Genomic DNA, 12,441 nt, shown 5'->3' with positions numbered 1-12,441 from the left:
AAGCTATTTTTTGCCTAGGTTTAATATTTCTCTGATTCCCTCCTCTAGACTCACTGAAGGATTATAGCCCAGCTCCATCTTGGCGCGGTTTATGTTTGCCTGTGAGTGCTTTATGTCCCCTGGCCGGGGAGGTCCATGTATTGGCTCGACGTTTTCCTTTCCTGCGAGTTTTAGAATCAAGTGTGCAAGATCGTTTATGGTTATAGCTACGCCGCTCCCAATATTGTATATCCCAGATGCATTGTCAGTTTCAAGCGCCTTGATTATGGCTTTTGCGACGTCTTTTACGTGGACAAAGTCTCTTGTCTGTTCCCCGTCCCCAAATATTATGGGCGGCTCGCCACTTGTAGCCCTCTTGACAAATTCTGTGATTACTCCAGCATAAGCCTTGGACTGCCGTGGCCCATACACGTTGAAGAACCTAAGGATGACTGGCCTGTAGCCGTAGAGGTTTCCATATGCCTGTACAAATGCCTCGCCAGCTATCTTTGTGGCGGCGTAGGGAGACTTGGGGCTTAAGGGGTGGTCTTCCCCAATGGGGATCCTGACGGGTTCGCCGTATACTGCGCACGTGGATGCAAATATGAATGCCGAGACTTTTCTAGAGGCTCTTGTCACGTTAAATGTCCCGTTTACATTGACGTCTAGGTATAGCTCAGGCTTTTCTACAGATTCAGCCACGTCTATTAGGGCGGCTAGGTGAACCACAGCATCTACCCCTTTGAGAGCCTCCTCCACGACATTTTTGTCCCTTATGTCTCCCTTAATGAACTCTATAGAGCCGAAGACCTCTCTGATATTTTCAAGGGATCCGTTTGACAGGTTGTCAAGTACCCGTACGCTGAACCCAGACTTGACAAGTTCTTTTACGAGGTGGCTCCCGATGAAGCCGGCGCCTCCAGTTACCAGTATCGTTTCTGGCATCTGTCTTCTCAAGGCTAAACAAATTTAAAATTTTTAAAAATAGTGTTGCCTGTATATGCGTGTCTAGCGAGGTACGCAGGCTTGCCTACCCCATGCTTGTGGGCGTTATAGCAGACTCTATCCTCAGCCTTATATCGCTACTCGCCGTGTCCAGGCTCTCCAAGACAGCTGTGGCCGCAACTGGCCTAGCGTCGTACCTCTTCTTCATAATCAATGCTGGTTCGATGATCTTTACAGGCGGAGTGATGGTTGTATGCTCCCAGGCTATAGGGAGTGGTCGACGCGACATACTTGAAAAGGCTGTGGGAGAGACACTTACAATAGCCCTGATAGTTACACTTGTCGTTTTCGCGAGCCTGCCTCTTTGGCTAAAAGGCTACCTTTACCTTGTATCTCAGGGTAACCCCGATGTTGCTGAGGCCGGCTATGAATACACGTATGCAAGACTGCTTGGCTTGCCAGCTATACTCATCAATTCGGTTCTTGGCGCCGTGTATAGGAGCCTTGACAGGCCATGGCCGCCAAGCATCTATTCGTTAATAAGCCTAGTTGCGGGAGCAATACTTATACCCTCCCTAACTCTCGGACTTTTTGGTCTACAGCCCCTTGGAGTGTATGGGGCGGGTCTAGCATCCGGCGTTGCAAGTCTATCTGGTCTCTTGGCGTACCTGTTTTTCCCTCTTAACGTCTCTCTGAGGCCCCGCCTCCCATCAACTACTGGGTTGCGCGTCCTATATGTCGGGTTACCAATCGCGTCTGAGAGGATTATTGCGAGCCTAGCCCAGAACATATACATAAACGCTGTAGCCAGGGGTGGGACAAACGCCCTCGCCGCACACAATATTGGGATAACTATTGAAAACCTAATTATTCAGCCTAGCTTTGCAGTCAGCACGGCGACTCTGATAAAAACAGGTCAAGGCACGGGAAGGCTCGACGAAAATATGACAAACAACGTGTTGCGGGAAGGTGTGAAGCTAGCTACCACTTGGATGGGAATAGCTACCATGATCCTCATAGCTATATCGCCTTTTGCTGGAAACTTTTTCACAGCCGACGCCGACGTGGCCCGTCTAACCACTATCTACCTGGTGCTCGCAGCGATAAGCGAGATAGGTTTCGGGATAAGCCAGGCATACTTCGGGGCGATCAGGGGGATGGGAAGCGTGTGGATACCATTCATACTTAGTAGCTTCTCGGTAATCTTCCTGCGTGCTTTGCCCGCACAGCTTCTGTCCATCTATTTTGGAGCTGTCGGTGCATGGGTCACACAGAACACGGACATGTATGGGAGAGCCTTTTTGTCCTATATTGTCTGGAAGAAGCTTGGCGCCAAAAAACTGATGAAAAGAGTTTACTGATTTTTTAGGTCTCAGCGGGAGTCTTGCCATGGGTTTTTATTATTGGCTTTGCCCATTTTCCTAGGCTTACCCAGACAAGCATGATAAGACCACCAACGACATTGCTAAGCATTATGCCTATCCACAGGCCCCTGGGACCCATACCCATTAGGAATGCAAGTAGATATGAAAGAGCTATTCTGAGAGCCCACAGCCTAAACATCCCGAGGACTGTGGGGATAAGCGTGCTTCCAGAGCCCCTCCCAATATTCATCCCGGCAATAAACATTGCGAAGAAGGGAAGCCCAACAAGTATAGTGTCTAGAAACTCCATCGAAAGCGATTGTACCTTTGGGTTGGAGGTGAATACACTTATTATGGAGAGCCTGAAGGGGTAGATAACTGTCACTCCTAGGGCAACAATAGACGCTACGAAGAGTGTTCCCTTAATTGCCGCCTCCCTTGCACGTTTTATGTTTCCGGCGCCAAGGCTTTGTCCAACGATTATGGCTATTGACCCCAGCAAGCCCCACATTATCCCGTCCGCCAAGTCTAGAACTATCATGCCTATAGAATATGCCGTGGTCACTAGGACACCGAACTCATTCACCATTCTCTGCTGGATGATAAATGCAAGGCTATTTGTAGACATTGAAAGCGTGACTGGCCCACCTATACGGAGAACTTTTACAAGCCATTCCCTTGGAAAATCAAGAACCAGCGAAGGCATAGCCTCGGGTATCCTCCTTTTAATCAACGTGTAAAGGCCAATTATCGACAAGGATAAGCCGATAGTGTCAGTAAGAGCGGCTCCCATTGCCCCGAATCTAGGAACAAAGCCAATACCAAGGATAAAAACGGGGTCCAGAACCGTGTTCACAGTTATAGAGGCGATGTTAATCAAGGAGGGAAGCCTAGTTTCACCAATACTGTTTACAATTAGGCTGAGAGACATTGAGATGCTAGATAAAATAATGTTAAACCCTGAGACAAGCGTGTAGCGCATAACTTCATCCCTTATCTCGGGCGGGGTAGCCACGATATAAGTGAAAATGTAGTCCCGCAAAGCCAAGAATAACGTAGCAACTGAGACCCCAATTATTAATGACGCTGTCAAAATCCTAGAGAATTCCCTCTTCACTTCACGATACATGCCTGCACCCATATACTGCGAGACAAAAGCCGCCCCAGCAGTTGAAACAAGAGAGTTCAATGCTCCGAAAAGCATCTGAACGGGAAAACCTGCCTTGGAACAGCTACAGTCAACTGGTCATAGAGAACAAGCCAAAAAGAATTCAAGACACTATACATGACGTTAACCAGCTGTGCAACCATCGGGCCGGCTCCTAGACTCAGCAAAGTAACTATTACAGACCCTTCAAGCACTTTTTCCCTGTAATTCTCGAGATTGTGACGGCTCATATGCTATACCCTTTAGGTTAGGAATTCTTCTTCCCTCGAAGACGATTCAGCTAAAGGAATTAATGGGAGAATTAAAACTTTTTTTATCTATACTTGAGAGCTATCTTTAGACTGCTATATAGATAGGTCAAAATCTATTGGAATAAAAACTTATTTGTAAATATGGTAATTGACTTCACAAATCCAAATGTGTCTAAGAGCCTTTGCTAGATACTTTTTTGAACCTGTAACGAAAGCAAAGAATAGCCGTCATCTCCGACCCTGAATGCAGCCATAGTGAGGCTAGAGGGGGAGTAGCCCACTATGAGCCATACTTCTCCTGGGCACTCGAGCATCCTGTGCCTGTCGGATGGCGAGGGCAGGGGCTCTGCGTCTGGGTGGCTGTGGTACAGGCCGATGTATTCTAGGCCCTGTTTCTGTGCTTCGAGTATTTTTCCTATCCATTCTTTTTCGTCTATCCAGAACTCTGTCCTTGACTCCTTTATGTTTCTGAGGGGGAGTATCCTCGTAACTATCGCTATACCGTTTTCTATTTTTCCGAGGAGTATTCCGCAAGCCTCTAGTGGGTACTTTTCTGATATGTGGTTGTAAAGGTCTAGGTATGCTTCTCTGGAGAGCCTCAGAACGTATATCTTAACGATTGGGATGACTGAGTGATCTATTTGCAAGTTCATCCCCGTGTCTCGTCTTGAGCGAGATATGTTCTCTTTGCAGGAGGATAAGGTGGTAGGGAGTCATTTTTGTTCCTAGTAGATCTTCACGTAGTCTACTTCTATACATGTTGTGTTCCTGTTTTCCTGTGTCAGGTGCCTATAAACTCTTCCAGCGTCCCTCGGGTTATAGCCAAATACAGCATTGTCTATCCAGATGTCTGCTCTGGCTTTTGTCCCCTGGGCTGGCGGAGGTAGCCTTGCAACTAGGTTGCCGTCTATGTGGAAGTTTACGCCTGTTTTTCTCCACTCAACCTTGTAGATGTGCCACTCAGTGAGGTCGAGCGTCTGGAGTGACGGTTTAGCGGAATGTATGAGGACACCTAGCTTTCCAAGTGTCAAGCGTGATGCATAGCTGAGAAGTGCAATGTTGCCCCTATAGACCTTTATGGGATAGAGGTGTTTTCCTACCTGTGCAAAGAAGCCCTGAAACATGTATGGGCCCCTGCTCTGCAGGTGGATAAACCACATACACATGTTTTTGTCGAACTGCATCGTGTGGTTCCAGAAGCCCCAGCCAGCGCTACCATAATGGATCCCAGTCATCCTTAGCTTTGCCTCAAAGGTTTTCTCGACCCAGGGAAGGTCATCGAATAGCCCGTCCGATAGCTCTGCGTTTGAATAGTAAAGTGCCTCTGTCGGGCCACTGCAGAGTCTTAGGATGCTTTTTTCCTGGCTAATCGATGCATAGTTATCTGTCCTATAGTTCCAGTGGTCACTTTCTCCATTAAAATCGTCAAAAAATTCGACAGGGGCTGTTTCTCCCATCAGGATATAGTGTCACGAGAATATTTTAATTTTTTGTCTACGCTTTATGGCTTCCTATAGGATAGGTATAGCCTTTGCCTTTCCAAGATAATCCCATATCGCTCAATGTTAAGATTTTTTAATAGGTTCTTGATATAGGTAAATGTGAGATTCCCAGGTTTAATTGAGAAGGAGTCCCTAGAGGATCCTCTACGTCTACTTGCAACGTTCTGCAGTGAGGAGCACCTAGATAGGCTCAAAGAGATCAAGAATCCGAGGCTCTGGAGAGACATAGCGGAGGTGGCGCTGGTAGCTAGGCCTGCAAGCATATATGTAAATACGGGTAGCGACGAGGACAAGGACTATATCCGTAAGAGGGCACTTGAGAACAGGGAGGAATATCCTACAGTGCATCCCATGCATACAGTGCACTTTGATGGGCCAAAGGATCTTGCACGTGACAAGGGGAATACGAGGATACTTTATCCTGGAGGCAGGCAGGTCCCCCTCATCAACACCTTTGACCGGGACGCTGGGCTAACGGAGATAGGAAAGCTGTTAAGTGGAGTGATGAGTGGAAAAGAAATGTTTGTGTCCTTCTACCTCTATGGTCCTAGATACTCCAAGCTGTCTCTTTACGGTGTCCAGATAACTGACTCTGCCTATGTGGCTCACAGCGAGGAAATTCTCTACAGGAACGGCTACTGGGACTTTGTAGAGAAAGGTGAAGAACTGGAATATATGCTCTTTATTCATTCTGCCGGCGAGCGAGACGAGAACGGCTGGAGCAAGAACGTTGAAAACAGGAGGATATTCATTGACTTAGAGGGAAACTCTGTATACAGTGTCAACACGCAGTACGCCGGCAACACTGTTGGCCTGAAAAAGCTCGCGCTTAGGCTTGCTGTCTACAAGGGCTATAGGGAAGGCTGGCTTGCAGAGCACATGTTCATTGTTGGAGTGAAGGGGAGGGGTGGAAGAATCTCTTACTTCACGGGAGCCTATCCTGCAGGATGCGGTAAAACCTCTACAGCTATGATTGCTGACACTGTAGTTGGAGACGACCTGGCAATAATACATGCGGTGAATGGTGAGGCTAGGGCTGTAAACCCAGAGGTTGGCATGTTCGGAATCATAGATGATGTGAATCCGCGGGACGACCCAGAAATCTACAGCATACTTGTAAACCCCTCTGCAGAAGTAATATTTAGCAACGTCCTGCTGATGGAGGACGGCAATATCTGGTGGCGCGGGAAACCAGGAGAGCCGAAAAAAGGCATCAACTATGCTGGGGAATGGTGGCCGGGAAAAAAGGACGAAAACGGAAAAGAAATACTTCCCTCCCATCCAAACGCGAGGTTCACTGTCAGCATAAGGCACTTGTCGAAGCTTGACCCAAGGATAGACGACCCTGAAGGCGTCCCCGTGTCTGGCTTCATTTTTGGAGGCAGGGATCCCTCGACTCTGCCGCCCGTCCTGGAGGCCTTCGACTGGAAGCACGGAATAGTAACAATGGGCGCATCGCTTGAAAGCGAAAGGACAGCAGCTGTCCTTGGCCAGGTAGGTGTAATGGAGCTAAACCCCTACGCCATTCTTGACTTCTTGCCAATCTCTGTTGGAGCCTTTACAGCTCTTCACTTTGAATTTGAGAAGAAGCTTGCTAGGCCTCCGAAGATATTCAGCGTGAACTATTTCCTACGTGAAGATGGAAAGTTCCTAGCCGAGAAAAGGGACAAGATTGCCTGGCTAAAATGGATGGAGCAGAGAGTCCACGGCGAGGCTCAGGCCATAGAGACGCCTGTAGGCTATATCCCGACATACGAGGATCTAAGGGAAATCTTCGCAAGGGAGCTGGGGAAAGAATTCAAAGAAGACCTCTACGAGAAAATGTTCACAATACGTGTCAAAGGCTTCCTCGAAAAAATCGAGAGAGTTACAAAGATATATTCCACTATCCCAGACACTCCCAGAGAATTTTTCGAGATAATGGACAAGCAGACCCAGAGGCTCAAAGCTCTAGAGGCAATGCACGGGCAAAAGGTCAGTCCTTTCAAGTTTGACAAAAAATAGCATCCATTTTTATTTGTACAAAGCAGAGGGCCCAAACGTTTTCCTGTCTAGCCTAGTGCATGCTTTATAACGTAGTCTGTTATCCTGTCTATTTCTGCCTTGACAGATGGAGGTATGCTTTTTACCTCGAGGGTGAGGTAGCCCCTTAGGAGTATGCTTCTGGCCTCTTCCTCGGTAAAGCCCCTAGCGAGAAGATATTCGAGCTTCTCGCCTGACAACATTCCGATGGCGGCTTCATGCGTGAGTTCAACCTCCTGAACGCTGGTCTTAAGTATCGGTATAGTCTCTGTCGTCGACCTGTCGTCGAGCATTACGCCGAGGCACTCTATGTGCCCCTTTGTGCCGCCTGCGTGGGCCTCAATGCTACTCCTAGAAATTATGCGGGACCCCTTGCTGGAAATTGTTCTAGAGACCAGCTCTGCCGAGCTACCCTCGCCTTCAAGGATTGCTCCTCCTCCAATGTCATATACTCCTGGGCCAGAGCCGGCAATGACTGAGACCAGTTTTGCGCTGGCTTTCTTCTCAAGGTGAACCATTGGGTAAGTCTGTATAGATGCAACGGGGCTATAGACAGAATAATAGCTGACATATTCTCCCCCCTCCTTTACTCTCACAACTGTCCTAGGCCTCACATGGATCCCTTCGCCCCACGAATGAATCATCGTATATATGAGCCTCGCCTTTTCTGCCACATAGAACTCGCTTAGCCCCACATGTAGCCCGCCTTTGACGCCATGCGGGACTAGGCATCCCGTAGTAATTATGGCTTCCGAGCCCTCGTCAAGGTATACAATGTTGTGTGTTGTCTGGACCTGGTTCTCGGTAAAAAGGCTTAGACAAGTATATATCGGCAAGGGAACCTTGGTTCCTGGCGGCACATAGACGTAGTAGCCCGCTTCTTTCCCGTACAGGTAAGCGTACGCGGTGTACTTGTCTTGGTCGGGCCTCAAGAGGGCCCACGCAAGTTTCTCTGCAAGCTTGTCTTCCTTAAGGGCTTTAAAGAGGGGCTTGACTACCACATTGTATTCCTTGAAGAGCTTTTCCGCCATAGCCCTTGCAAAAACCGTTTCTCCCACCTGCAGATAAGTTGCCTGCTCAACACTGATGCCTACCTTCTCTCTTGCAGACTCAGTGATCTCCTGTGAAGGCTCCCTGTAAATTATACCTCCCTCGTCTATCTTGTACCTAGACAAGTCAATGTCTGGACCATAAGGTGAGGGCTTCTCTAAAGCCCTTTTGACCTCCTCCAAATCAATCATTTTCCTCACCCTCGCCGCAGATACCCTTATAACCCTCCTTTTCTACCACTTCCAGCACTCCACGCGGTGACGAAGCTAAAACAATCCCCCCATTACAGAGAACATGCGCCTTCTGGGCTTCCACCTTCTCCATGAGTAGCCTCGTGTGTGTAACGATGAGAATAGAGGACCCGAACTCTTTGCTGATGAATCTGATCGCCTCGGCAATTAGGTTTAGGCTGTCGATGTCTACACCGCTGTCTGGCTCGTCTAGGAGGGCGAGCCTGGGACGCATGAGAGATATAAGGAAGAGCTCGGCCCTTTTACGCTCCCCGCCACTAAACCCCCTGAAGGATTCCCTGTCGAGCAAGTGTTCTAGGTCAAGCATCTTTGCTAGCTTCTCCATATAGGGAGCTGTATTGAATCTATCTGAGAGTAGTTTAGCTAGGCTTCGGAGCGATACGCCTACAAGCTCTGGAGGCAACTGGTATGCAAGAGCTATTCCTAGCCTTGCCCTCTCGTCGAGAGGCGTGAATGTCACGTCTTTCCCGTCGAACAATATTTTTCCCCTTTTTACAGAGACCCTCGGGACACCCGCTATAGCTGAAAGCAGGGTAGTTTTGCCGGCGGCGTTTGGCCCAAGCAGGTAATGTACCTCTGATTCTCCCATTGAAAGATTGACGCCTCTAAGTACCTCGCGGCCGCCAACATCTACCTCTAGGTCCCTTACATCTAGCAACATCGAGCTCAAATCTACATAGACAACCCATACCTTATTTAATTATTTGTTGTGGCTCTCCTTAAAACAGAGACCTATTTTTCCAGCAACAAGTTAGCCGCTATGGTGCCAGCTACAGCCGCCAAGGCCGAGAGGAGGAAAAGGGTCCTGGGCGCAAACTGGTCAGCCAAGTAGCCCGCAAAGATGCCGACAAGAGAGCCAAATATCGTGGAAAGGGTTCCCTCAAATGCATAGAACGTTGCACGCTCAGACTCGTCGCTAAGATCCATGAGCGCCTTCGAATAGGCGAGCCAGAAGGCCGGCCACACGGGTATAACGAAGAACACAGAGAACCACAAATAGTTAGGAGACAGGTAGTAGCCGAGATAGAGCAGGGTCCAACCAAGCCCAGCCATCGTAAACATTTTCCTCGTAGACAGCCTGTCTGCCAGCCTACCATAGGGTATAGAAGCTAGCCCAAAAAGGGTAGTTACGGCTATCAAGACGGACCATGCCTCTGGCGGGCCAGCGAGAAACTTTACAAAGTAGATTGCAAATATGCCGCCGCTGAAGGCGCCTGGGAGCGTTAGAATTACCCTGGCTAGGTAAAGCTTCCAGAATCTTCTAGGTATTCTTGGAAGGCTCAAGAAGCCTTTTAGGCTAGCCTTGTTGCTGTTGTTCTGCTCCTCATCGATGAGGCTTATCAAGGAGAGGGGGATTATGCTTAGTAGAGCATTTAGCCTGAGAAGCCACCTGAATCCAAGAGTGTTATACAGTAAACCTGAGACAAGGCTCCCCGTGAAGCCTCCAATTACGCCTGCCGCGTTGTATATTCCGAGCCTCGCTCCGCGTTGGTCGCGGAACTTCTCGGCCATAAGGGCAGAAAAGGCTGCACCACTAGCACTGCCAGTGAACGCTCCCAATACTTGGACAAGTATAGCAGTCTCAATGTTGTCTACAAAGCTCAGTGCAATAGACGAGAGAATGCCAGTCAATATGCCGAGCTGTATATACCTCTTCCTATGGCCCTTAACGTCTGAAAGCCTTGCCCAGAATAGGCTCATTACCACTGAGACTATTACTGACGACTGGCTCGCGATGCTCGTCTGGAAAAACTTGTTTCCGGCCAGCTGGTAGAAAAAGATAGAAAGGAAGGGCGCCACAAGGTTTCCAGCAAAACTACTAGTCAAATTGTACCATGACAGCAGGGCAATAGTTCTTTTATCACTGCTACTCGACACAACGAGTAGAAGAAGCCCTCAAGCTATAAATATTTCCTATCAGAGACAATTGTTAAAAGCTAAAGATTTTAGTCAAAAATGCTCCTAATAGCTAGGCGATCGATCTGGTTGAAGAATTGCAAAAAAGGGTTATAGAGCTTTATGAAAAGGTAAAAGACAGCGTTGTAAGCATAACCGCTGTCAAAATCCTAGATTTCCTGTTTATAAGGGAGCCTGTTTCAGGTCTCGGCTCGGGATTCATAGTAGATGAAAGAGGCATAGTGGTTACAAACGCCCACGTGGTCGAGGGGTATGAACATATAACCGTGACCCTTTCGAGCGGAGAAAACGTAGAAGCAACAATTATAGACATAGACCCCCACTACGACATAGCTTTCCTCAAAATCCCACGCGACAACCTTAAACCCCTACCGCTGGGAGACTCTGATGAGCTAAAGGTTGGACAATTCGTGATAGCCATCGGCAACCCATTTGGACAAGTATTGGGAGGCCCCAGCCTAACATTCGGCGTGATAAGCGGGCTTGGAAGAAACCTGAGGACAGAGGGAAAAATCTACGAGAACCTCATACAGACAGACGCGCCAGTAAACCCTGGAAACAGTGGGGGACCCTTAATAGACCTAGAGGGAAAAGCTATAGGAATAACAACGGCAATGATTCCGTTCGCGCAGGGCATAGGCTTCGCTATTCCCATAAACGAGGTAAAATACTCCCTGAGCCAGATAGAAAAATATGGCAGAATACTCAGACCCTGGATAGGAATATACGGGCTAGACGTAAACCCAGTAATAGCATACCAGCTTGGCCTATCAAAACCAGCCGGCGTGCTAATAATAAGAGTGGTTCCGGGAAGCCCCGCAGCCAGGGCAGGCATTCGGCCCGGACACGTAGTCATAGGCACAGACGGAAAAGAAATACAGGGAATAGGCGACCTGGTGGCGAAGCTCAGAGAAAAGGGAATAGGACAGGAAATAACCCTAAACCTATACGCCCAAGGAGGAATACGGAACGTAAGGGTCAGGATAGAAGAGGCACCATAACAACCGTAAAGAAGTTTCATTCCTTCAAAAGTTTCCCTTAGATTTTAATTTCTCAAATGAATAAGCAAGGTAACCCTTAAATATAGTTTTCCAAATATATGATTAGGGATATTTAGTGGCCGAGAATCCCTTCCTCGTCGAAGTTGCAAGCCTAATACTGACTGTTGGAGCATCTGCTCTCTCCCTTGCATACTGGCTAGGAAGAAAATTCGCAAGAATAGAGGCAAGGTTCACACTAATCGACGAGAAATTTGCCCAAGTAGACAAGCGATTTGACCAAGTCGAGAATAGGTTTGTCCAAATCGAGAAGCATCTAGCCCAGCATGACGAAAAGTTTCACAAAATTGAAGAAAAAATGACACTTATGGACGAGAAGCTTACACAAATGGAAACAAGTCTCACCTACGTGAAAGAAAAAATAACCCAGCACGATGCTAAACTCCACCAAATCGAGACAAGCCTTGCCCAAGCTAACCAGAAACTGGCGCAGTTCGATGAACAATTTCGCACGGTCAAAGGCATTCTCGCTCAGATGGACGAGAAGTTCAGCAACATAGACAAACAGTTTGCCCAGAGCAACGAAAGGCTAAACCGAATAGAGGAACGCATAAACCTCATAGCCAGAAACATGAACGAGATAGCCGTCTCGACGAGCGCGCGCTAAGATAGCATTATATTCTCTTTATAAATAACATAGCCATAAGTAAAAAATAAAATAAAAGGGAGAAAATATTTGCAAAAACTATATTTTAACTTAGCCTCTACAGGCGACACATGAACCATTATCTTGGCGAGTGTGAAGTGTAGATGTGAGGCTCAAGGAGCTTGCTGGGGCACTCCCTGCAACGTCTAGGGATGGATCCTGGCTTGCAGAAACACAGTCAAAGTACGCGACGACATATACTTCGTCTATGTATAGCCAGCTCCTGTAATATTGGTCGCTATACGTGTGCAGTAAGAAGCTGAGAGTTATCGTGGAGCCTGCAACCCC

13 protein-coding genes are annotated in these 12,441 nt (G+C 47.9%); 4 read left to right on the top strand and 9 right to left on the bottom strand.

The features are described 5' to 3' along the window. Nucleotides 1–3: 3 nt before the first annotated feature. Nucleotides 4–924, bottom strand: a complete 921-nt coding sequence (locus QXT17_RS09680; protein ID WP_342783137.1) for an SDR family oxidoreductase — start codon at nucleotides 922–924, stop codon at nucleotides 4–6. A 59-nt stretch (nucleotides 925–983) separates the two neighbouring features. On the opposite strand from QXT17_RS09680, the gene QXT17_RS09675 reads away from it, so the two are divergent. Further along, nucleotides 984–2,285, top strand: coding sequence for an MATE family efflux transporter (locus QXT17_RS09675; protein WP_342783138.1), 1,302 nt, complete (start codon nucleotides 984–986; stop codon nucleotides 2,283–2,285). Between the two features lie 4 nt (nucleotides 2,286–2,289). Here QXT17_RS09675 and QXT17_RS09670 read toward each other — a convergent pair whose 3' ends face one another. From QXT17_RS09670 to QXT17_RS09655, 4 genes are all read right to left on the bottom strand, one after another. Continuing rightward, nucleotides 2,290–3,492 (bottom strand): MATE family efflux transporter, encoded by a 1,203-nt coding sequence (locus QXT17_RS09670; protein WP_342784013.1) that lies wholly within the window; start codon nucleotides 3,490–3,492, stop codon nucleotides 2,290–2,292. After that, the gene (locus QXT17_RS09665; protein WP_342784012.1) at nucleotides 3,474–3,686 is read right to left on the bottom strand and encodes a hypothetical protein; all 213 of its coding nucleotides are present in this window, start codon (nucleotides 3,684–3,686) and stop codon (nucleotides 3,474–3,476) included. The genes QXT17_RS09670 and QXT17_RS09665 overlap by 19 nt, the downstream gene beginning before the upstream one ends. Before the next feature lie 206 nt (nucleotides 3,687–3,892). Next, nucleotides 3,893–4,354 (bottom strand): M67 family metallopeptidase, encoded by a 462-nt coding sequence (locus QXT17_RS09660; RefSeq protein ID WP_342783140.1) that lies wholly within the window; start codon nucleotides 4,352–4,354, stop codon nucleotides 3,893–3,895. Between the two features lie 78 nt (nucleotides 4,355–4,432). Beyond that, on the bottom strand, nucleotides 4,433–5,164 hold the full coding sequence (locus QXT17_RS09655; RefSeq protein WP_342783141.1) for a hypothetical protein: 732 nt from the start codon (nucleotides 5,162–5,164) through the stop codon (nucleotides 4,433–4,435). 144 nt (nucleotides 5,165–5,308) lie between these two features. Between QXT17_RS09655 and QXT17_RS09650 the strand changes: the two genes are divergently transcribed. Continuing rightward, a complete protein-coding gene (locus tag QXT17_RS09650) occupies nucleotides 5,309–7,213 on the top strand; it encodes a phosphoenolpyruvate carboxykinase (GTP) (RefSeq protein ID WP_342814456.1) in 1,905 nt (634 codons plus the stop codon). A gap of 47 nt (nucleotides 7,214–7,260) precedes the next feature. Here QXT17_RS09650 and QXT17_RS09645 read toward each other — a convergent pair whose 3' ends face one another. The 3 genes from QXT17_RS09645 to QXT17_RS09635 form a co-directional block, all read right to left on the bottom strand. Next, a complete protein-coding gene (locus QXT17_RS09645; RefSeq protein ID WP_342783143.1) occupies nucleotides 7,261–8,472 on the bottom strand; it encodes a SufD family Fe-S cluster assembly protein in 1,212 nt (403 codons plus the stop codon). After that, on the bottom strand, nucleotides 8,465–9,193 hold the full coding sequence (locus QXT17_RS09640; protein WP_342783144.1) for an ATP-binding cassette domain-containing protein: 729 nt from the start codon (nucleotides 9,191–9,193) through the stop codon (nucleotides 8,465–8,467). The genes QXT17_RS09645 and QXT17_RS09640 overlap by 8 nt, the downstream gene beginning before the upstream one ends. Before the next feature lie 71 nt (nucleotides 9,194–9,264). Further along, complete coding sequence (locus tag QXT17_RS09635) at nucleotides 9,265–10,410, bottom strand: MFS transporter (RefSeq protein WP_342783145.1); 1,146 nt, start codon at nucleotides 10,408–10,410, stop codon at nucleotides 9,265–9,267. A 116-nt stretch (nucleotides 10,411–10,526) separates the two neighbouring features. Here QXT17_RS09635 and QXT17_RS09630 point away from each other — a divergent pair, with 116 nt between their 5' ends. Further along, nucleotides 10,527–11,450 (top strand): S1C family serine protease, encoded by a 924-nt coding sequence (locus tag QXT17_RS09630; RefSeq protein ID WP_020963424.1) that lies wholly within the window; start codon nucleotides 10,527–10,529, stop codon nucleotides 11,448–11,450. A gap of 115 nt (nucleotides 11,451–11,565) precedes the next feature. After that, nucleotides 11,566–12,114, top strand: coding sequence for a hypothetical protein (locus tag QXT17_RS09625; protein WP_342783146.1), 549 nt, complete (start codon nucleotides 11,566–11,568; stop codon nucleotides 12,112–12,114). A gap of 90 nt (nucleotides 12,115–12,204) precedes the next feature. Here the strand turns inward: QXT17_RS09625 and QXT17_RS09620 are convergent. Beyond that, nucleotides 12,205–12,441, bottom strand: a 237-nt coding sequence (locus QXT17_RS09620) for a hypothetical protein (protein ID WP_342783147.1), incomplete at its 5' end; no start/stop codon positions are given.

The organism is Thermofilum sp. (assembly GCF_038871435.1).
Taxonomy (GTDB): Archaea; Thermoproteota; Thermoprotei; order Thermofilales; family Thermofilaceae; genus Thermofilum; species Thermofilum adornatum.
This window is presented reverse-complemented; position numbering and strand designations above follow the sequence as displayed.